Source organism: Nocardiopsis flavescens, assembly GCF_900141985.1.
In the GTDB taxonomy this organism is placed as follows: Bacteria; Actinomycetota; Actinomycetes; order Streptosporangiales; family Streptosporangiaceae; genus Nocardiopsis; species Nocardiopsis flavescens.
Genome location: NZ_FQZK01000020.1, coordinates 69,175 through 90,847, shown reverse-complemented (window position 1 = coordinate 90,847; position 21,673 = coordinate 69,175). Strand labels below are relative to the sequence as shown.

14 protein-coding genes are annotated in these 21,673 nt (G+C 73.5%); 8 read left to right on the top strand and 6 right to left on the bottom strand.

The features are described 5' to 3' along the window. Positions 1-310: 310 nt before the first annotated feature. The 7 genes from BUE45_RS24880 to BUE45_RS24850 all read left to right on the top strand — a co-directional run bounded on the left by BUE45_RS24880 (position 311) and on the right by BUE45_RS24850 (position 13,167). A complete protein-coding gene (locus tag BUE45_RS24880) occupies positions 311-1,768 on the top strand; it encodes a bifunctional cytidylyltransferase/SDR family oxidoreductase (protein WP_073382408.1) in 1,458 nt (485 codons plus the stop codon). Beyond that, positions 1,765-3,813, top strand: coding sequence for a glycerophosphotransferase (locus BUE45_RS24875; protein WP_178378645.1), 2,049 nt, complete (start codon positions 1,765-1,767; stop codon positions 3,811-3,813). The genes BUE45_RS24880 and BUE45_RS24875 overlap by 4 nt, the downstream gene beginning before the upstream one ends. 313 nt (positions 3,814-4,126) lie before the next feature. Further along, positions 4,127-5,539: a bifunctional cytidylyltransferase/SDR family oxidoreductase gene (locus tag BUE45_RS24870; RefSeq protein WP_084737796.1), complete on the top strand. Its 1,413-nt coding sequence runs from the start codon at positions 4,127-4,129 to the stop codon at positions 5,537-5,539. Next, the gene (locus tag BUE45_RS24865) at positions 5,536-7,527 is read left to right on the top strand and encodes a glycerophosphotransferase (RefSeq protein ID WP_073382403.1); all 1,992 of its coding nucleotides are present in this window, start codon (positions 5,536-5,538) and stop codon (positions 7,525-7,527) included. Before BUE45_RS24870 ends, BUE45_RS24865 begins: the two co-directional genes overlap by 4 nt. 24 nt (positions 7,528-7,551) lie before the next feature. After that, positions 7,552-8,991, top strand: a complete 1,440-nt coding sequence (locus BUE45_RS24860; RefSeq protein WP_073382400.1) for a polysaccharide pyruvyl transferase family protein — start codon at positions 7,552-7,554, stop codon at positions 8,989-8,991. A gap of 25 nt (positions 8,992-9,016) precedes the next feature. After that, complete coding sequence (locus BUE45_RS24855) at positions 9,017-10,507, top strand: polysaccharide pyruvyl transferase family protein (RefSeq protein WP_073382397.1); 1,491 nt, start codon at positions 9,017-9,019, stop codon at positions 10,505-10,507. Positions 10,508-11,082: 575 nt separating this feature from the next. Next, positions 11,083-13,167, top strand: a complete 2,085-nt coding sequence (locus tag BUE45_RS24850; RefSeq protein WP_245833455.1) for an acyltransferase family protein — start codon at positions 11,083-11,085, stop codon at positions 13,165-13,167. Positions 13,168-13,391: 224 nt separating this feature from the next. Here the strand turns inward: BUE45_RS24850 and BUE45_RS24845 are convergent, their stop codons facing one another. Continuing rightward, a complete protein-coding gene (locus tag BUE45_RS24845; RefSeq protein ID WP_084737793.1) occupies positions 13,392-14,588 on the bottom strand; it encodes a DUF6716 putative glycosyltransferase in 1,197 nt (398 codons plus the stop codon). 238 nt (positions 14,589-14,826) lie between these two features. Here BUE45_RS24845 and BUE45_RS24840 point away from each other — a divergent pair, with 238 nt between their 5' ends. After that, positions 14,827-16,266, top strand: coding sequence for a DUF418 domain-containing protein (locus BUE45_RS24840; RefSeq protein ID WP_073382389.1), 1,440 nt, complete (start codon positions 14,827-14,829; stop codon positions 16,264-16,266). 57 nt (positions 16,267-16,323) lie between these two features. Here BUE45_RS24840 and BUE45_RS24835 read toward each other — a convergent pair whose 3' ends face one another. The 5 genes from BUE45_RS24835 to glmM form a co-directional block, all read right to left on the bottom strand. Beyond that, positions 16,324-17,088 (bottom strand): crotonase/enoyl-CoA hydratase family protein, encoded by a 765-nt coding sequence (locus BUE45_RS24835; RefSeq protein ID WP_073382385.1) that lies wholly within the window; start codon positions 17,086-17,088, stop codon positions 16,324-16,326. A 10-nt stretch (positions 17,089-17,098) separates the two neighbouring features. Beyond that, entirely contained in the window at positions 17,099-17,872 is a 774-nt protein-coding gene (locus tag BUE45_RS24830) for an SDR family NAD(P)-dependent oxidoreductase (protein ID WP_073382381.1), read from the bottom strand. A gap of 290 nt (positions 17,873-18,162) precedes the next feature. Then, on the bottom strand, positions 18,163-19,185 hold the full coding sequence (locus BUE45_RS24825) for a hypothetical protein (RefSeq protein WP_073382378.1): 1,023 nt from the start codon (positions 19,183-19,185) through the stop codon (positions 18,163-18,165). 97 nt (positions 19,186-19,282) lie between these two features. Continuing rightward, positions 19,283-20,290, bottom strand: coding sequence for an ROK family glucokinase (locus BUE45_RS24820; RefSeq protein ID WP_073382376.1), 1,008 nt, complete (start codon positions 20,288-20,290; stop codon positions 19,283-19,285). 18 nt (positions 20,291-20,308) lie between these two features. Continuing rightward, on the bottom strand, positions 20,309-21,646 hold the full coding sequence (gene glmM / locus BUE45_RS24815; protein ID WP_073382373.1) for a phosphoglucosamine mutase: 1,338 nt from the start codon (positions 21,644-21,646) through the stop codon (positions 20,309-20,311). Positions 21,647-21,673: the final 27 nt, after the last annotated feature.

The window sequence follows — 21,673 nt, the reverse complement described above, 5'->3', positions numbered from 1 at the left end:
GACCATCCTCGCGAGCATCGAACCAGGTCACGATGCCCCTCCTCGGAAGGCGCCCGACACGGGCCGCTCGGGGTGGCGAAAACTCCCTTCGGAGGCGGACAACCCGACAACGGAGATCTTCGTCCCATTCACACCGGAACCTGAACAACAGGCGACGGCGATAAGAACAGAGAACCGATTCGATACGAATGGCGCATGTTCCTCCTTCCGGAGTGTGACGCGCCTCTCGGCCTCTCGTGCCCGGAACCCGCACGTTTCCCCCAAGGTCGGGCAGTACATCCCCCAACTCTTCGCGAAGAGGGAGACGACCTTGCCTGAGAGCAGTACCTTTCCACGGCCCGCGCCCGCCACGAGGACGGTCGCGGTCGTCCTCGCCGGCGGCAGCGGCCAGCGCATCGGCCTGGCGACGCCCAAGCAGCTGCTGAAGATCGCCGGGAAGACGATCCTGGAGCACACGCTCGACGTGTTCGAGCAGGCTCCGCGCGTGGACGAGGTCCTCGTGATGATGAACCCCGGTTTCGTCAGCGACGCCGAGGCCGTCGTGCAGCGGGCCGGGCTCGCCAAGGTGACCCGGGTGCTCCCGGGCGGCACCTCCCGCAACGCCACCACGCAGCTGGCCCTGGACGCCCTGTCCCACCTCCCCGCGGACACCACCAACGTGCTCTTCCACGACGCGGTGCGCCCGCTGCTCTCCCAGCGGGTCGTCGACGACTGCGTGGACTCCCTGGACCGCTACGCCGCGGTCGACGTGGCGATCCCGTCCTCCGACACGATCATCGAGGTCGACGACGACGTCATCACCGACGTCCCCACCCGCTCCCGGCTGCGCCGCGGCCAGACCCCCCAGGGGTTCCGCCTCTCCACCATCCGCGAGGCGTACGAGCGCGCCTGGGCCGACCCGGGGTTCGAGGCCACCGACGACTGCACCGTCGTCCTGCGCTACTCCCCCGGCACACCGATCCACGTGGTCGCCGGCGAGGAGCAGAACATGAAGGTGACCCAGCCGGTCGACATCTTCATCGCCGACAAGCTCTTCCAGCTCTCCTCCGCGGCCACCCCCGAGTTCACCGACCGGGACCGCGACCGGCTGCTGGAGGGGCGGACCGCGGTGGTGTTCGGCGGCAGCCACGGCATCGGGGCCGAGGTCGCCGACCTCGCCGAGAAGCACGGCGCCCGGGTCTTCCGCTACTCGCGCAGCGCCACCCGCACCGACGTGTCCGATCCCGCGCAGATCGCCGCGGCCCTGGAGCAGGCGCACTCCGCGACGGGACGCGTCGACTTCGTCGTCAACACCGCCGGGGTGCTGCGCATCGGGCGGCTGGACGGCACCGACCCGGCGACGATCGAGGAGGCCCTGCGGGTCAACTACCTGGCCCCGGTGCACATCGCCCGCGCCTCGTTCCCGTACCTGGCCCAGACCGGGGGGCAGCTGCTGCTCTACACCTCCAGCTCCTACACCCGGGGCAGGGCCGAGTACAGCCTGTACTCCTCCACCAAGGCGGCGACCGTCAACCTGACCCAGGCCCTGGCCGACGAGTGGTCCGGGGACGGTGTGCGGATCAACTGCATCAACCCCGAGCGCACGCGCACGCCGATGCGCACCAAGGCCTTCGGCGAGGAGCCCGCGGGCACCCTGCTCAGCGCCGGGAAGGTGGCCCGCACCTCGCTGGACGTGCTGCTCTCCGACCTCACCGGACACGTCGTCGACGTCCGCCGCGAGGACCCGGTGGCCGCCGTCCGCACACGCGGGACGGAGGAGGGGAGATGAACCGGCTGCGCCACCTGGGCGTCGACGGCCCGGCGCTGGCCGTCCTGGCGGCCATGGGACTCTCCTTCCTGCTCCAGGCCATCGAGGTGGCCATGGCGCAGGTCTGGGTGTTCGGGCTGCTGGCGCTGGTCCTGTACACCACGGAATGGCTGGTCGCCCAGCGGGTCACCGTGCTCACCAAGGTGCTCAGCCGCATCCGCGTCGGACTCACCGTGCGGATGCTGCTGCGCCAGATCCTGCTCATCGCCCTGTACGTGTCCGTGGGCGCGATCGGCACCGCCGCCTACTGGTCGACGTTCGCGGGGATGGGCGCCTTCTTCGTGCTGTCCCTGGGCTACGACCTCATGCGGCTGCAGATCATGCGCCGCTCCCGGCTGCCGGTGCGCACCCGCAACCTGGACCTGTCCGCGCTGAACCTGCCGCAACCGCCCGGGTTCGTGCGCGAGCTGCCGATGAACCGCGTCTTCCTCGCCGACATCGCGCTGGTCCTGGGCGGGGTGGCGCACCTGGCGGGCGGGCCCGAGTGGCTCGCGATCGGCGGTGCGGCGCTGAGCACGGGCGCGGTGCTGGTGCTGGCGCTGGCCTCCGTTCCGACCTTCCTGGCGCACCTGCGCTTCCCCTCCGACGCCCAGGTCATCGAGGAGGTCGGCGAGCGGCTGCGCGCCTACCGCCCCGAGGTGGTCCTGTACTTCACGTTCGGCGTGGGGAGCCAGAACGGCGTCTACCAGGCCAACATGTGGCTGGAGGCGATGGAGCGGCTGGACCGGCGGGCCCTGGTGGTGTTCCGCGAGCACGCCAACCTGCCGTACCTGGAGCCGACCTCGCTGCCGGTCGTGAGCGTGCCGCGCGCCGACGACCTGGCCGCCCTGGACCTGTCCACGGTCCGCGTGGCCCTGTACCCGGGCAACGCCGGCAAGAACATCCACCTGGTGCAGCGCGCCGAGATCAAGCACGTCTTCATCGGGCACGGCGACAGCGACAAGCTGCCCAGCAGCAACCGCGTCAGCCGGATCTTCGACGAGATCTGGGTGGCCGGCCGCGGCGGGCGCGAGCGCTACCGCCGGGTCCGGCACGCCATCGACGACCGCGACGTGGTCGAGGTGGGCCGCCCCCAGCTGGACGCGGTCTCCGGTCCCCGGACCGCGGCCGAGCGGTCGGTGCCCACGGTGATCTACGCGCCCACCTGGGAGGGTGTGGACGACAACAACTACCTGACCTCCGCGGACACCGTCGGCGCGGAGCTGGTGGAGCGGCTGCTGGGCGGCGCGGAGCCGGTCCGGCTCATCTACAAGCCGCACCCGCTGCTGGGCAAGCGCTCCCCGCGCGCCGCCGCGGCGCACCGCAGGATCGTCGAGGCGGTCACCGCGCACAACCGCGGGCTGGAGCCCGTCCCGCCGGAGTCCGAGCGGCGGCTGGCGGAGCTGCGCGGACGGATCGAGCGGTTCCGCGAGGAGTCCTCGGAGCGGAACCTGACCGGGGCCGACCTGGAGGGGTACCGGGACCTGCTGCGGCAGTGGCACGACCTGTACTGGACCTCCGCGGGGCCGCTGCGCCACCACGTGGTCACCGATCCGTTCCCGACGCTGTTCTCGTGCTTCAACGAGTCGGACGCGATGGTCAGCGACATCTCCAGCGTGGTCGCCGACTTCATCGCCAGCGGCAAGCCCTACGCCATCGCGGACCTGTGGGACACCGGAGACGACGAGTTCCGGCGCCAGTACCCGTCCGCGGGGGCCGGGTACGTGCTCCGCCCCGGCCTGGCCGGGCTGGAGGAGGTCCTGGCCGCCGCGAGGCGGCCGGAGGACGACGCGATGGCGCGGCGCCGGGAGATCCTCAAGGAGTACCTGCTGGGCCCGGACGAGCCCGACGCCCAGAGCCGCTTCTCGGCGGCCGTGGACGACCTGTACGAGCGCGGGCTCCGGGACTTCCCGCCCGGCACCTTCGCCGAGCCGGTCCCCGCGGACCCCTTCCGCGAGGACGGGGCGGACGACCGGCCGGACGGCATGGCCCCGGTGACCGTGCCGGGCACGGAGGACGCGGGCTGAGACCCGTTCCGGGGTCGTGGGGCGGTGGGGGCCGCGCGCCGTGCGCGCGGCCCCCACCGCTTCGTACCGGGGTTCCGGGCCGCTGACGCCTTCACCACCCGAAACGGACCGTGAGTCATCTAACTCACAAACTACTGGTAAACCTCATATCCTGTTAAAACGTCTTCATGTCCGCCCGGTGAAGTCTCGTTGAGCAGGGTGAGGTCGCACGGCGACCACCCCCCGAGCACTGCCCCGCGGTACGGCCCGCCCTTCCTCCCCTTTTCGGAGTCCAGTCTTGCCCAGCCATGTCACCGAGCCCGTAGCCCGATCCGTGACCCGAACCGTCGCCGTGGTCCTCGCCGGCGGCAGCGGCCAGCGCATCGGACTGGCGACGCCCAAGCAGCTGCTGAAGATCGCCGGGAAGACGATCCTGGAGCACACCTTGGAGCTGTTCGAGCAGGCTCCGCGCGTGGACGAGGTCATCGTGATGATGAACCCCGGTTTCGTCAACGACGCCGAGGCCATCGTGCGCAAGGCGGGGCTCGGCAAGGTGACCCGGGTGCTGCCGGGCGGCACCTCCCGCAACGCCACCACGCAGCTGGCCCTGGACGCCCTGTCGCACTACTCGGCGGAGAACACCAACGTGCTCTTCCACGACGCGGTGCGCCCGCTGCTCTCCCAGCGCGTCATCGACGACTGCGTCACCGCCCTGGAGACCTTCCAGGCGGTCGACGTGGCGATCCCGTCCTCCGACACGATCATCGAGGTCGACGACGACGTCATCACCGACGTCCCCACCCGTTCCCGGCTGCGCCGCGGCCAGACCCCCCAGGGGTTCCGCCTCTCCACCATCCGCAACGCCTACGCCAAGGCGTGGAACGACCCGGGGTTCGAGGCCACCGACGACTGCACCGTCGTCCTGCGCTACTCCCCCGACACCCCGATCCACGTGGTCGCGGGCGAAGAGCAGAACATGAAGGTGACCCAGCCGGTCGACATCTTCATCGCCGACAAGCTCTTCCAGCTCTCCTCCTCCGCCACCCCCGAGTTCACCGACGGGGACTACACGGAACGGCTCACCGGCAGGACCGTGGTGGTGTTCGGCGGCAGCTACGGGATCGGCTCCGGGGTCGCCGACCTCGCCGAGAAGTACGGCGCCCGGGTCTTCCGCTACTCGCGCAGCGCCACCCGCACCGACGTGGCCAACCCGGCCGACATCGCCGCCGCGCTGGAGCAGGCGCACTCCGCGACGGGGCGCGTCGACTTCGTCGTCAACACCGCCGGCGTCCTGCGCATCGGCCGCCTCGACCAGACCGAGGACACGGTCATCGAGGAGGCCCTGCGGGTCAACTACCTGGCCCCGGTGCACATCGCCCGCGCCTCGTTCCCGTACCTGGCCCAGACCGGCGGCCAGCTGCTGCTCTACACCTCCAGCTCCTACACCCGCGGGCGCGGCGAGTACAGCCTCTACTCCTCCACCAAGGCGGCGACCGTCAACCTGACCCAGGCCCTGGCCGACGAGTGGTCCGAGGACGGCATCCGCATCAACTGCATCAACCCCGAGCGCACCCAGACGCCGATGCGCACCAAGGCCTTCGGCGAGGAGCCCGCGGGCACCCTGCTCAGCGCGGAGAAGGTCGCCACGACCTCCCTGGACGTGCTGCTCTCCGACCTCACCGGACACGTCGTCGACGTCCGCCGCGAGGACCTGCCCGGCACCGGCGCGGCGGGGGGCTCCAAGTGACCAAGCTCCGCGGCCTGGGCCGGGCCACGCTCCTGGGGGCGGCCCTGCTCACCCTCTCCTACCTGGTGATGCTCGCCGGCGTCATCGCGGGCTCCTGGTGGGTGTTCGCCCTCGGCGCGGCGGGCAGCTACGCCATGGACGCCCTGCTGCTGCACCGGCTCCACAACCTGGCCAAGCTCATCCAGCAGATCCGCCTGGGGATCACCCCGCGCGGCCTGCTGCGCCAGCTGCTCGTGCTGGGCCTGCTCATCACCACGACCACCGCGACCTCCACCGGCATCGGCATGGTCCTGCTGGTGTTCCTGCTGCTCTTCTGCCTCCAGCTCATGGCGGGCATCGCCGCGCGGATGCTGCGCGTCTCGCGCAAGCTGCCGATCGTCACCCGCAACATCGACCTGGCACCGCTGAACATCCCCGACAGCCCGCCCATGCCGCTCGTGCGCGAGCCGATGAGCCGACTGCTGCCGCTGGACGCCTTCCTGGTGTTCGGCGTCGTGGGCTACGTGTGGTTCGGCTCGGCCTGGGTCGTGGCGGCGGGCGCCCTCCTGACCGTCGGCGTCACCGTCCTGGGTCTGCTGATGCTGGTGTGGCACATCCGGCGCGCCCGGACCATCCCGTCCGCCGACCGGGTCATGGAGTTCACCCAGTCCTGGCTGGACTCCTACCGGCCCGAGGTCGTCCTGTACTTCTCCGGCTCGGCCGACTCCGCCTACCAGGCGAACATGTGGCTGGAGACCATGGCCGGGCTCGGGCGCCGCGGGATCATCGTCCTGCGCGAGCGCGTCATCGCCGCCCAGCTGGCGCCGACGCCCGTTCCCGTCCTGTGCGTCCCGGCCTCCACCGACCTGATGGCGCTGGACTTCGGCCCGGCGCGGGTGGCCCTGTACCCGGCCAACACCGGCAAGAACATCCACATGCTGCGCAACCCGATGCTCAAGCACGTGTTCATCGGACACGGCGACAGCGACAAGATCGCCAGCGTCAACCCGTTCAGCAAGGTCTACGACGAGGTGTGGACCGCGGGCCGGGCCGGGCTGGACCGGTACGTGCGCGCCCAGGTGGGCGTGCGCCCCGACGAAATCGTCGAGGTGGGCCGGCCCCAGCTGGACTCCATCCGCACCGACTCCGCGCCCAACTCCGTGCGGACCGTGCTGTACGCCCCGACATGGGAGGGCTGGACCGACGAGCCCGGCAACACCTCCCTGATGGACGCGGGCCCCACCCTGATCGCCCAGCTGCTGAAGGCCCGGCCCGGCGTGCGCGTGCTGTACAAGCCGCACCCGTTCACCGGGCTGCGCTCGCCCCTGGCGCGCACGGCCCACCGGCGCATCGTCGCCCTGCTGGAGGAGGCGAACCGGGCCGCGGGACACGGCGACCGGGAGGACCCGGCGCTGGCCGCGCTGGACCGGCGCCTGGCCGCCTTCGACGACGACCGCGGCGCCACCGACGAGGCCCACAACTCGCGTGAGGAGAGCGGCGCCGACCCCGGGGCCGTCCGCGAGGTGGCGATCCTCACCGAGGAGTGGCACCGGGTCTACTGGGAGGGCCGGCCCGACACCGCGCACCTGGTGATCCAGGGCCCGCGGCCCTCGCTGTACTCCTGCTTCAACCAGGCGGACCTGCTCATCAGCGACATCTCCAGCGTGGTGGCCGACTTCGTCGCCACCGAGAAGCCCTACGCGATCACCAACTGCGAGGGCATCACGCACGAGGAGTTCCGGGTCAAGCACCCGACGTCGAGTGCGGCGTACCTCCTCCTCCCCGACGGGGAGGGGCTGGACACCGCCCTGGCCGCCGTGCACCTGCGCGAGGGCGACGAGCTCGCCGGCCTGCGCCGCGAGCTGCGCACCTACCTGCTGGGCCCGTCGGACACCAGTTCCATGAGCCGCTTCGCCGCGGCCGTGGACGACCTCTACGACCGCGCCGCCGCACTCCGGCCGCTGTCACCCCTCGGCGGGGAGTCCCCCGCCGAACTCAGCCGCCCCTGACCGGCCCTGACGAAGGCGAAGACCATGAAGCGCATCCTCCTGAGGTCCCGCAAGGACCCGTTCCGCATCGTCCACGCGGGTGCGGCCATCGAGGAGAACATCTTCGGCAACAACGTCGGGAACCTGATCTTCAGCCAGGCCTCCCACAAGACCCTGGAGACCTCGGGCACGGAGGTCGTCGCGAACGGCTTCCGCGCCGAGGCCTCGGAGGCCGCACGGATCAACGACGAGTACGACGCGTTCGTGATCCCGCTGGCCAACGCCTTCCGCACCTCCTTCGTGCCCCACCTGAACAAGCTCAGCGCCCTCATCGAGAAACTGACCATCCCGGTGGTGGTCGTGGGTGTGGGGGCCCAGTCCGACCTGGACTACGGCATGGACCGCATGGAGGCGCTGAACAAGCCCGTCCAGCGCTTCGTCTCGGCGGTCCTGGACCGGTCCGCGAGCATCGGCGTACGCGGCGAGTTCACCGAGAAGTACCTGAGGGGCCTCGGCTTCAACGACGTCGAGGTCATCGGCTGCCCCTCCATGTTCATGGACGGGGACCGCCTCACCGCCACCCGGGAGGCGGACGGGCTCGGACCGGACTCGGCCGTGGCCGTCAACGCCTCGCGCAGCGCGCTGGGCGCCGGCGACGTGGGCGGCATCGTCAGCTCGAACTTCGCCCGCTACCCGAACATGCGCTACTTCGCCCAGGAGACGAAGGACCTGGCGCTGCTCTACTGGGGCGACGCCTCCGCGGTGGAGGACCGGCACAACCCCATGCCCGTGCACCGGACCCACCCCCTGTTCCTGGAGAACAAGGTCAACGTCCACCTGGACCCGGCCACCTGGATCGGCGCCCTGCGCGAGTACGACTTCTCCTTCGGCACCCGCATCCACGGCAACATCGCCGCGCTGCTGGCCGGCACCCCGGCCGTGGTCCTGTGCCACGACTCGCGCACCCTCGAACTGTGCCGGTACTTCGACATCCCGCACCGGCAGATCAGGGAGCTGTCCGCGGACGTGGACGCCGCCGACCTGTACCGGGAGGCCGACTTCTCGGCCATGCACTCCGGGCACGCCGAGCGGTTCACCCGTTTCACCGCCTTCCTGGAGAAGAACGGGCTCGCCCACGTGCACCAGCCCGGGGAGGACGGCGGCGCCGCGTTCGAGGAGCGCGTGCGCGCGACCGCCTACCCCCCCGCCGTGGACGCCTGGACCAGCGCGGAGGCGGGGGTGGGCCACCGTATCGGGTGGCTGCGCTCCCGGCACGAGGCGAGCGAGGCCGCCCGCGCGGACCTGGCCAAGCGGCTGAAGGCCCTGGAGAAGGAGACCGAGCGCAGGTTCCAGTCGGTGGAGAAGCGCCTGAAGAGCGCCGAGAAGACGGCGGCCAAGGCCGAGAAGGCCGCGGTGCAGTCGCTCATGGGCAGGGTGCGCAGGCCCGTCGGACGGATCCTGCGCAAGACCGGCCTGCGCCGCTGAACCCCCCGAGACGACGAGGACGGCCATGACCCGTGTTCTGCTGCGCGCAGGCCGCAGCCCCTTCACCCCGGCCTCGCCCAGCGAGGTCGTGCAGCGCAACCTGATCGCCACGAACACGGGCAACCTCCTGTTCAGCGATGCGGTGTGGAAGTTCCTGTCCACACCGGGCACCGAGATCACGCCCAACCGGTACCGGGTCGACCCGGGGGAGGCCGAGCGGATCAACGACGAGTACGACGTCTTCGTCGTCCCGCTGGCCAACGCCTTCCGGCCCTCGTTCCGGCGCCACCTCAAAAACCTGGGCGACCTGGTCGAGCGGCTCACCATCCCGGTGGTGGTCTTCGGCGTGGGTGCCCAGTCCGGGGTGGACTACGACCCCGCCCCGATGGCCCCGGTCGAGGAGGAGGTGCGCAGGTTCTGCTCCCTCGTGCTCGACCGGTCGCCGTCCATCGGCGTGCGCGGCGAGTTCACCGAGCGGTACCTCAAGGGCCTGGGCTTCAACGACGTCGAGGTCATCGGCTGCCCGTCCATGTTCATGAACGGGCGCGACCTGGTCGTCCACAAAAAGGGCGGGACCCTGGACGCGTCCGCGCGGATCGCGGTCAACGTGTCCTTCCCGTCCGGGAACATCCCGGGCAGCACCATCGGCGACGGGGTGATCAACCGCCTGGTGGACGCCGCCCTGGACCGGTACCCGGACCTGGTGTACATGGCCCAGGAGCTGAAGGACCTCGAACTCCTCTACTGGGGGGACGTGTCGGAGGCGGCCGGGGAGAGCGACCCGGTCCCCTCGCTGCGGACGCACCGGCTGCTCTCCGAGGACCGGACGCGGCTGTACTACGACAGCCCGGTGTGGGTCGACGCGCTCCGGGAGCGCGACTTCGCCTTCGGCACCCGCATCCACGGCAACGTGGCGGCACTGCTGGCCGGCACCCCGGCCGTGGTCCTGTGCCACGACTCGCGCACCCTCGAACTGTGCCGGTACTTCGACATCCCGCACCGGATCGTCGACGACCTCCCGGAGGAGGACCTCGGCGGGCTGCCGGCCCGGCTGTACGAGGAGGCGGACTTCTCCGCGATGGCCGACGGCCACGGGGAGAGGTTCGACCGGCTCGTCTCCTTCCTGGACCGGCACGGGCTTGACCACGTCCACCGCCCCGACCGGGACGGCGGCCTGGCGTTCGAGGCCCGGCTGGCACAGGTGCGGCACCACCCCGGGGTGGGCGCCTGGCGGGGCGGGGACGACGGCGACCTCGGGTACCGGATGGCGTGGCTGCGGGAGGCGGACAAGCGCGGGCGCGCCCGGGCCGCCGCCGCCGAGGCCGAAGTCCGGAAGCTGACCCGCAGGGTGGCGGCCCTGGAGGGCGAGGCGAAGCGGACACGGGACCTGGCCGAGGAGCTGGCCCGGACGTCGAAGCGGCTGGAGGGGCTGGAGAGGGCGGCGGCCGAGACACCGTACCGCCGGCTGCGCCGGTCCGGCGGCCGGGCGCTACGGCGCCTGGGACTGCGCGGCTGAGGTGCGAACGGGGCGGCCCCGGACCCGGTGGGTCCGGGGCCGCCCCGTTCGCCGGGGTCACCAGCCGCCGTCGTGCTCCTCGGCCTCCAGCGGCGCGAGGACCCCGAAGGTGCCCTCGTCGTCGTAGAAGTGCTCCTCGCCCTCCTCGTACTCGTCCTCCTCGAAGTGCGGCCCCATACGTGCTCTCCCCCTGTCATCGGGTCATCCCGCGTGAGGACGCCGCTTCGGGCAAACACGTTGGCATAAATAGCCCATATACATACAAAAGACATCTGATGTTCGGAACCGGTCACGCACCCCCGGTGTGAGGTCGACCACTTCCCCCCAGGTCAGGGCTACGCCTTCACACAGATTCCATCTCAACTGGACAACTTCACCGCCTTGCGCGCGGAAGCAGGACAAAGCCCCACGGATACTGAAACGGCAGGGCATTCCCCGAGTACCGTCATCCCTCCGGTGCTCCGCCGTGCGCCCGTCCCGGGCCGCCGCCCCCTGCCCCCCACCTTCGCCGAGTGCTAGGCGCACCCTTGCCCCCTCCTGTCCCGAGCCCCGTGCCCGCCACGCCGCGCGCGCCCGTGTCCCGACGCCGCGACGACATCGAAGGGCTCCGGGCGGTGGCCGCGGTGCTCATCGCCGTCTACCACATCTGGTTCGGCACGGTCTCCGGCGGCGTCGACGTCTTCCTGCTGCTCACCGGCTTCCTCGTCACGGGGTCGATGGTGCGGACGCTGGAGCGCGACGGCCGCATCGGTATCGGCGCGTTCTGGAGCCGTACCGTCCGCCGCCTCTTCCCCGCCGGGGCGGTGGTGCTGGGCGCGGTGCTGGCCGGGGCGTTCGCGTTCCTGCCCCGGTCGTCCTGGACCGCCGTCATCGCCGACGTCCAGGCCGCCGCCCTGTACCACGCCAACTGGCACCTGGCCCTGGGCTCGGTCGACTACATGGCGCGGGACTCCGCCTCCAGCCCGGTGCAGCACTTCTGGTCGCTGGGCGTGCAGGGGCAGTTCTACCTGCTGTGGCCGCTGCTGCTCACCCTCGCGGCCCTGGCCGCCGCGGGGGCGGGCCGCCGGGTGCGGGCCGCCGCGGCGGTCGCCGTCGCCGCGGTGTTCGCCCTGTCGTTCGGATACTCGCTGTGGATCACCTCCGCCGAGCCGGCCTGGGCCTACTTCGACACGGGCGCGCGCCTGTGGGAACCCGCCCTGGGCGGCCTGCTCGCCCTGCTCCTGCCGTACCTGCGCCTGCCCCGCGCCCTGCGCCCGGCCGCGGGCTGGGCGGGGCTGGCCGCCCTGGTCGCGTGCGGCGCGGTCATCGGGGACTCGCTCCCCTACCCCGGGTACGCCTCGCTGTGGCCGGTGCTGGCCGCCGTCCTCGTCCTGGTCGCCGGCGCCGAGGGCGAACCCGGCCAATGGTCCGCCAACCGGCTGCTGGGCCTGCGCCCGCTGGTGCGGCTGGGCAGGCACTCCTTCCCGCTCTTCCTGTGGCACTGGCCGGTGCTCGTCTTCTACCTGGAGGTCACCGACCGGGTGGAGCCGTCCCTGACCGGCGGCCTCCTGGTCCTGGGCGTCTCCTTCGCCGCGGCCCTGGCCACCTCGTGGCTCCTGGAGGGCGGCATCGACCGGGTGCTGCGCGACCGGCGGACGCCGTCGTGGTCCCTGGCCGCCGGGGTACTGTTCGCGGTCCCGGTACTGGTCGGCTCCCTGGCCTGGGGCGCGGGCATCGAGCAGCAGCGGGAGACCCGCGCCCGGCTGAGCCAGGACCCCACCGCCTACCCCGGCGCGGCCGTGCACCTGAGCCCGGAGCTGGCCGCGAACCTGCCGGCGCTGCCGGTGTACCCGGACACCACCACGGTCAAGCGGGACACCATCGCGCAGACCAGCGAGTGCAACGTGACCATCCCGTCCACGGAGCTGATCTCCTGCGAGTTCGGCGACGTGGACTCGGAGTACACCCTGGTCCTCACCGGCAGCTCGCACGCGCGGCACTGGTTCCAGGCGCTGCGGCCGATCGCCGAGCACCACGGGTGGCGGCTGGTGACCATGACCAAGAACGCCTGCCAGTTCAGCGCCGAGGAGCAGGTGTTCGGCGGCGAGGTGTACGACGAGTGCACGGCCTGGAACGCGCAGGTCGCCGCGGAGATCGAGCTGATGGTGCCGGACGCGGTGTTCGGCCTGGGCACGCTGACCCAGCAGGGGGACGGGAGCCTGGAACACGTGCCCGACGGGTTCGTGGAGCACTGGCGGTGGCTGGACGGGCTCGGGGTGGACGTGGTCGCGGTCCGCGACACCCCCCGGTTCGCGTTCGACGTGGCCGACTGCGTCGACCGGGGCGGGCGCTGCTCGCAGGACCGGGGGTACACCATGGCGGCGGCCTCCCCGCTGGAGGAGGCGGCCGGGGAGCTGCCGGGCAACGTGCGGACCGTGGACCTCACGGGGTACCTGTGCGGCGAGCAGGAGTGCCCCGGGGTGATCGGCAACCAGCTGGCCTACTACGACGACAACCACTTCTCGTACTCGTTCTCGTCGTCGCTGTCGGTCCTGCTGGAGCCGCTGCTGCTGGAGGCCCTGCCCGACGCGCCGGTCGCGGACACCACCCTGGCCGACCGCGCCTCCTCCGTCATCGGGGGCGGGGAGGCGGCCGGGGAGCCCGGCGCGGACGGGATCTGACGGGCGGTCCCCGGCGGCGCAGGCGCCGCGGGCCGGGGACCGCGCGGGCCGGGCGGGGGGACACGGGTCGCGCCCGCCCCGCCCCGGGCCGAGCGCCACACCGCCACCGGATCGGGGCTGCCAACGGCGAGATCACCCGGACCACGGGATCGGCCCGGCACGGCGCGCACACGTTCCGGCCGCCGGTCGCGCTCCGCCCGACCGACAAACCCGTATAACGCGCCTCAGGGCTCGGGCCAGGACACACGCGGCCCCTGGCGCAACAGCGACGGAGCACCGCCCAGATCGGCCAGAACGCGGCGGCGGGCCCGGCGGTGCGCCCCCGCGTCGAGCAGGGCGGGCCGGGCCGGCAGGTCCCCGCGGCGGGCGCGGCGGACCAGGGCGGCCAGGCGGCGGGTCCAGTCCTCCAGCTCCGGCGGGTGGAAGTGGTTCTCCCGCGCCCACTCCGGGGTGGGCGCACGGAAGCGCAGGGCGCGCAGGTCGTCGAGGGTCCCGAAGATCCCGCCGTCCTCGAACACCGTGGCGCCCGGGTCCTCGCCCACGTCGCCCAGGACGATGACCGGGACGTCCAGGGCGATGGCCTCCAGTGCCGCCGGGGAGCCGACGGTGACCAGGCCGCGGGCCCGGTCCAGCTGGTCGGCGACCGGGCCGGGGCGGAAGAGCACGGTGTGGTCGTGGACGCGCCCGGCACCGACCAGGCCGCGCCACAGCTCGGCGTAGTCGCCGCCCGGCGCCGGGGAGCGCCGCTCTCCCGGGCACACCACGACCTCCAGGTCGGGGCGGCTCTCGGCGAGGCCGGCCAGCGCCTCCAGGACGCGCTCGCGCATGCGGGCGGTGCCCGGGACCCCGTCCTGGGCGGCGAAGACGACCCGGTGCGGACGCCCCCCGCGGCGTTCGCGGGCGGCGGGCAGCGGCAGTCCGGCCAGGGCGACGGCGGAGCCCGCGCCGACCTTCTCACCGAGTTCGGAGAACGCGGCGACCTCGCGCAGGCTGTGCAGGACCAGCAGGTCGGCACGGGCCCGGTGCAGCCACTCGTGCTCCCCCGCGGGCAGCGCCGGCCCGGCCAGGGCGGAGACCACCACGGGCCGGCGACGGCCCGTCGGCAGGATGTCGGCCAGGGCGTCGGCGACCCGGGCGGTGCAGTTGAGCATGACGGCGTCGGGCACCCGGCGGCGGACCAGCCTGCGCAGCTCCGGCAGGGTCAGGACCGGGACCCGGCGGTCCGCCAGGCCGGTCCCGGCCACGGCACGGCGCAGCCGGGCGGGCGCCGGGGTGAGGGGGGAGCGCACGACGGCGAGGCCGACGGTGTGACCCCGGCCGGGCAGGGCGTCGAACATGGCCGCGGACAGGCGAACGTAGGGCTCGGAGTCCGCGACGGCCACGACCGTCAGGTCCATGCCGCCGAGGTCGGGATCGGTCACGTCGGTCCTCCTTGAGGTGTCCGCGCGGCACCGGGAACGCCGACGGGCCGCGGTGGATTCGGGGTACGCCGCCAGACTACACACCCAAAGTATTCGTTCGGACACGCTTCGGAGTAATGCCTGTTCGCCGGAGCGGTCATCATCGTCCCCGGAGAAATCGGGCCCACGGTGAACCGCCGCCCGCCCGGTCCGCGTTGACCGCTGTGCGAAGGAACGAACGACGTACGGGGGGACGCTCATGGCGGTGGCCGAGGGCCTGGGGACCGCCGGGGACGGGCGGCGGGAGCCGCCGCCGGACCCGGGTGCCGCGGGGACGGGGCGCCGGGGGCCGCGCGAGCGCCTCGCCGGGGTGGACGCGGCGCGGGGCGTCGCGCTGCTCGGGGTCTTCATCGCCCACATGGGGGTGCCGCTGGCCGTGCTGGCGACCGGCGACCCCGGCCCCACGGGATGGGGCGGCGCCACCGGGCACGGCGCGGCCCTGGCCGAGCTGGTGTCGGAGGCGGTCGGCGGCCGGTCGGCGGCGCTGTTCGCCTTCCTGGCGGGAGTGTCCCTGGTGCTGCTGGCCGGGAGCGACCGGCCGGGGACCCGGGTGGAGCGCAACCGGGTCCGGGTGCGGCTGGCGGTGCGGGCCCTGCTGCTCATCGCCGTCGGGTACGCCCTGGCCACCCTGGGCTCCCTGGCGGTCATCCTGCACTTCTACGGGGTGTACTTCCTGCTGGCGGTCCCCCTGCTGTGGCTGCGCACCCGGCACCTGGCGGCGCTCGCCGTCGCTGTGGCCCTCATCGGCCCGCAGGCCACGCTGGCCGCCCAGTCCCTGCCGGTCGGCCACGCCGCGGGCTCCGTCGAGGAGGCGGGGTGGACGTCCGCGGACGACGCCGCGTGGGAGGCCACCTGGGGCGACCCGGAGTGGGTGCGGGAGAAGGAGGCCTCCTGGGAGGCGGCGGAGGAGTCGGGAGGGTCCGCGCTCCCCGTGACGGCGGGCGAGCCCGCGGGCGGGGAGGCGCTGTTCTCCCCGGAAACGGTGGAGGGCCCGCTGGACCTGCTGGTGTTCGGCCTGTACCCGGCGACGGTGTTCACGGCCTACGTCCTGGCGGGGATGGCGGTCGCCCGCGCCGGGCTGCGCGGGCGCCGGGCCCGGTGGTGGACCGTGGGCGGCGGCGCCGGCCTGGCCGTCCTCGGGTACGGGACGTCCTGGCTGCTCAGGGGCCCGCTGGTCCGGTTCCTGCCGGGCGAGGACGAGTTCTCCCCGTGGCGGGCGCCGCTGGAGGCCTACGCGCACAGCAACACCTCCTTCGAGGTGGTGGGCAACACCGGGGCGGCCATGGCGGTGGTCGGCCTGTGCCTGCTGCTGTGCGGGACGCGGCCGGCCCGGGTCCTGCTCTACCCGGTGGCGGCCATGGGCGCGATGACCCTCACCCTGTACACCGCGCACGGGGTCCTGCTGTGGGCGGTGTACGGCGGGCTCCTGCCCGGGTGGGCCTCCTGGGCGCAGACCTACACCGTGGAGGCGGTCGTGGCCTTCTCGCTGGTGTTCGCCACGGTGTGGCGGCTCACCCTGGGCGCCGGGCCGATGGAGCGCCCGGTCACCGCGGCCTCGAAGGCGGTCGCCCGGTGGACCGTGCGCGACCGGTCCGCCGCGCCGCCGGAGGGGGCGAAGGCGGTCGGGCCGACCGCCTGACACGGCGGAGGCCGCCCCGGGCGGGGCGGCCTCCCCGGCGCCGTGCCGGCGGCCGGGCTACTCGCCCCGCCACACGGGGTCGCGCTTCTCGGCGAAGGCCGCCGCGCCCTCCATGGCGTCCCGGCTGACGAACACCGGGCCCGCCAGCTCGTTCTGTCTCTCCCACATCTGCGCGGTGGACCAGTCCTGCGACTCGGTCATGATCTGTTTGGAGACCCGGACCGCGAGCGGGCCGTTGGCGGCGACCCGGGCGGCCAGCTCCCCGGCGCCCTCCAGGGCGCCCCCCGGGGCGGTGAGCCTGTTGACCAGGCCCAGCTCCGCCAGGCGCGGGGCCTCGACGAAGTCGCCGGTGAGGGCGAACTCCATCGCCAGGTTGCGCGGGATGCGGTGCTGGAGGCGCATCAGGCCGCCCGCCCCGGCGACCAGGCCCCGCTTGACCTCGGGGATGCCGAACCTGGCGTCCTCGGCGGCCACGACCAGGTCGCAGGCGAGCACCGCCTCGAACCCGCCGGCCAGGGCGTAGCCCTCGACGGCGGCGATCAGCGGCTTGCGGGGCGGGGCCTCGGCGAAGCCGCCGAAGCCGCGGCCCTCGACCAGCGGGACCTCGCCCTGCATGAAGGCCTTCAGGTCCATCCCGGCGCAGAACGTGCCGCCGGCGCCGGTGATGATCCCCACCGCCAGGTCCGTGCGCGCGTCCAGGTCGTCGAGCGCCTCGGCGATGCCCCGGGCGACGGCGGCGTTCACCGCGTTCCTGGCCCGGGGGCGGTTGATGGTGATGACGGCGACGCCGTCCCGGGCCGTGTAGAGAACCTCGTCGGACACGGTGTCCCCTTTACTTGGGAGGCATGCGGAGGGCGCCGTCGATGCGGACGACCTCGCCGTTGATGTAGCTGACCTCCAGCAGGGTGCGGGCCAGCTTGGCGAACTCGGCGGCGGTGCCCAGGCGCTTGGGGAAGGGCACCGGGGCGGCCAGGCGCTGCTTGAACTGCTCGGACGCCTCGCCCTCGCCGTAGATCGGGGTCTCCAGGATGCCGGGGGCGATCGTGTTGACCGTGATGCCCGCGGCGGCCAGGTCGCGGGCCGCCGGCAGGGTCATGCCGATGACGCCGCCCTTGGAGGAGGAGTAGGCGATCTGGCCGATCTGGCCCTCGATGCCCGCGAGGGAGGCGGTGTTGACGATGGAGCCGCGCTCGCCGTCCTCGTTGACCGGCTCGGTCCTGGCGATCTCGGCCGCGGCCAGGCGCAGCACGTTGAAGGTGCCGATGAGGTTGACCTGGATGACCTTCTGGTAGCTGGCCAGGTCGTGGGGGTTGCCGAACTTGTCGACGGTGCGGGTGGCCCAGCCGATGCCGGCGCAGGACACCGCGACCCGCAGCGGGGCGCCGGTGTCGACGGCGGCCCGGACGGCGGCCCCGACCTGTTCCTCGTCCGAGACGTCGGTGGAGACGAAGACCCCGCCGATCTCCTTGGCGACGGCCTCGCCTCGCTCGGCGTTGAGGTCGGCGACGACGACGGTGGCGCCGGCGGAGGCGAGTTCCCTTGCGGTGGCCTCACCGAGGCCACTCGCGCCGCCCGAGACGAGGGCGGAGATTCCGTTCAGATCCATGGGCCGCACTCTACAGACGAAGGGACCCGCACACTAGAACCGGGTTCGGTAAATCGCGCGGACGGTGTTCCCGGCCCCGCCGGGCCCGCGACGGCGGCAGGATGCGGACCGCGGGGAACGGCCCGCACACCCCTTCCCGCCGACCGGATCCGCGGTCGCCGCGAGATCCCCGCGCGGCCCCCTGGGGACAGGGCCGCGGGGGACCGCCCGCACCTCCGCGCCGACCAGGGCCGCGGTCGCCACGGCGTCCTCGCGCAGCCCCGCGCAGGGCAGGGGCCCGGGGACCGCCCTCACGCCCCCGCCCCGCGCCCCTCCCCGTTGATCAGATCCGCGGTCGCCGCGAGGTCCTCGCGCAGCCCCGCGGGGGCCGCGTCCGTCCACCAGTGCGCGGGCACCGCGTCCGCGCCGACCGACGCCCCGCGGGCCAGCAGGCCCAGGGAGACCAGGGCGGTGGAGGGGAGGCCGCGCACGGCGTACCCGGCTCCCAGCCTGCGCAGCTCCAGCTCCGCGGGGAGCCCGGTGCGCACCAGCCGCGCCCGCGGGTCGGCCGCCAGCCGCTCCAGGACCCGGGGGTCCTCGCGCCGGTGCGGGCGGTAGGCCACCGGGCCCTGGGCCAGCCGCCGGTCCAGCCAGCCCAGGTACTCGGGCAGCCGGACCAGGCCGTCGTTGACCAGGGCGGTCCCCAGGAGGATCCGCCGCTCGGCGGGCGGGTCCTGCGCGGGCAGGGCGCGCAGCAGGGGGAAGCCGTGGCGGATCACCCGGATACCAGCGTCCGCCGTCGCCCCCGCCAGCCCCGGGGGCAGCGGCAGCACGGTGAAGACGGTGAGGCGGCCCTCCTGCGCGGCGCGGCGCAGGACGCGCGCCGCCGCCTTCCCCAGGGCCAGGCGGGCCGGGGTGCGCCGCGCCCCGGCGCGCAGCAGCGGCCGGGGGGCGGGGGCGGTGAGCAGCCGCAGCAGGTGCCACACGGCCAGCCCGTCGTCCACCACCACCAGGCGGCAGCGGGGCGCGCGCAGGAGCATCCGCTGCACCCGGCCGGAGAAGGCGTCGCCGACGACCCAGGTGAAGTCGGTGGAGCGGGGGCGCGTGGGCCTGCGGGCGAGCGCGGCGGGCGGGGCGGCCGGGAACAGCCGGCGCAGGGCCGCGTGGACCTCGGGGAGGCCGGGCGCGTCCTGGCGGAGCAGGATGCAGCCCTGGGTGGACAGCCGGTGCGCCGTGTAGGCCTCCACGGCGGACAGGAACTGGAGCGGGGATTCCACCCACGCGGACCCCTGCCCCTCGAAGGCCCAGGGCACGTCCGTGGGAAGAGGTTTCACGAAGTGACTTTCTCACATTCACCGGACACGTGGGTTTGCACCGTACACAACGGATATAACGACCGCCGAACGGTTCCCGCCCCCGGCACTCCCCCGGTCAGCGGCGCCGGGTCGGACGCCGCATCCGGGACGGCAGCGCGTCCCTGGCCAGGGCCGCCGCGCCGACCAGCCCCGCCTCGTTGCCCAGGGCCGCCGGCACCACACGGGCCTCGGGACGGTAGCCCCGGCCGGTGAGGCCGCGTTCGAGCGCCTCCCGGGCGGGTCCCAGCAGCAGGTCGCCCGCCTCCGAGACCCCTCCGCCGACCACGAACAGCTCCGGGTCGAAGGCCGCCGCCAGGTTGGCCAGCCCCGCGCCCAGCCACTGGCCGGCATCGCGCATCAGCTCCGTGCACGCGCGGTCGCCCTTGCGGGCCAGCTCGCTCACCAGCGGCCCGGTGATCCGCGCCGCGTCGCCGGCCACCGCCTGGTGCAGGGCGCGGGCCACCGGGGACTCCGAGGCCACCAGCTCGCGGGCCTCGCGGGTGAGCGCGTTCCCGCTGGCGTACTGCTCCCAGCAGCCGCGGTTGCCGCACTCGCAGCGGTGCCCGCCGGGCACCACCGCCATGTGGCCGAACTCACCGGCCAGCCCGTACCGGCCCCGGTACAGGCGCCCGTTCAGGACGATCGCACCGCCGATCCCGGTGCCCAGGTTGACCACGACCACGTCGTCGACCCCCTGGGCGGCGCCGAAGCCCACCTCGGCCCAGGCCGCGGCGTTGGCGTCGTTCTCCACCACCACCGGCAGGCCCAGGCGGGAGGACAGCGCCTCGCGCAGCGGCTCCTCCCGCCAGGACAGGTGGGGCGCGAACAGCACGTTGGCGCGGCGCTCGTCGACGAACCCCGCCGCGCCCACGCCGACGGCCCGCACGGGGTACCCCGCGCGCAGCTCCTCGACCACCGACACGATCGTGTCCTCCACGACCGCGGGGCTCTTGCTGCGCTCGGGCGTCTCCGTGCGCACCCGGGCCAGCACCCGCCCGCTCGGGGTGACCACTCCCGCGGCGACCTTCGTCCCGCCGATGTCCACCCCGACCGTCAGGGCGTGCCCGTACCGCACCCGGTTCATGAAGCCGTGTTCCTCCGGTCAGCCCAGCGCGGAGCGCACCACCCCGGCGAGGCGTTCGGCGACCGCGGTCGCCTGCGCCTGCTCGGGTGCCTCCACCATGACGCGGACCTTGGGCTCGGTGCCGCTGGGCCGGATGAGGACCCGGCCGGTCTCGCCCAGCTCCTTCTCGGCCTCGCGCACCGCGTCCCACAGCTCCCGGGAGTCGCCGGCGCGCGCCTTGTCCACGTCGGGGACGTTGATGAGCACCTGCGGCAGGCGGGTCATCACCTTGGCCAGCTCCGCCAGCCCCTGCCCGCGGTGCGCCATCGCGGCCAGCAGGTGCAGGCCGGTGAGCACCCCGTCGCCGGTGGTGGCGTGGTCCAGCAGGATGACGTGCCCGGACTGCTCCCCGCCCAGGGAGAACCCGCCGCGCCGCATCTCCTCCAGCACGTAGCGGTCGCCGACGGCGGTCTCCGCCACGGTGATGCCCTCCCGCTCCATGGCCAGCTTGAGGCCGAGGTTGGACATGACCGTCACCACGAGGGTGTCCCCGGCCAGGCGTCCCGCCTCCTTGGCCTCGGAGGCCAGGATCGCGAGGATGTGGTCCCCGTCGACCACCTCTCCCCCGGCGTCCACGGCCAGGCAGCGGTCGGCGTCGCCGTCGTTGGCGATGCCCGCGTCCGCGCCGTGCAGCCGCACCGCCTCCTGGAGCACCTCTAGGTGGGTGGAGCCGCAGCCCTCGTTGATGTTGTGGCCGTCGGGCGCGTCGCCGATGGCGACCACCTCGGCGCCCGCCCGGCGCAGCACCTCGGGCGCCACGAGCGAGGACGCGCCGTGGGCGCAGTCCACCACGACCTTGAGCCCGGCCAGGGAGTGCGGGGCCGAGGCCAGCACGTGGCCGATGTAGCGCTCGGCCCCGTCGTCGGCGTCGGTGACCCGGCCCACGGCCCGGCCGACCGCCGGGGTCGAGGGCACGTCGAGCAGGCCCTCGATCTCGTCCTCCAGGGAGTCCTCCAGCTTGTGGCCGCCCCGGGCGAAGAACTTGATCCCGTTGTCGGGAGCCGGGTTGTGGCTCGCCGAGAGCATCACGCCGAAGTCGGCGCCCAGCTCGCCGGTGAGGTAGGCCACCGCCGGGGTGGGCAGGACCCCCACCCGCACCACGTCCACGCCCGTGCTCGCGAGCCCGGCCACCACGGCGGCCTCCAGGAACTCCCCCGAGGCGCGCGGGTCGCGGCCCACGACGGCCTTGGGGCGGCGCCCCTCGATCCCCGCCGCGAGCACCCTCGCCGCGGCGATGGACAACTCCAGGGCGAGCGTGGCGGTCAGGTCGCGCCCGGCGACCCCGCGTACACCATCCGTACCGAACAGCCGTCCCACAGGCGACAGCCCCCTTCAGGCAGTGGC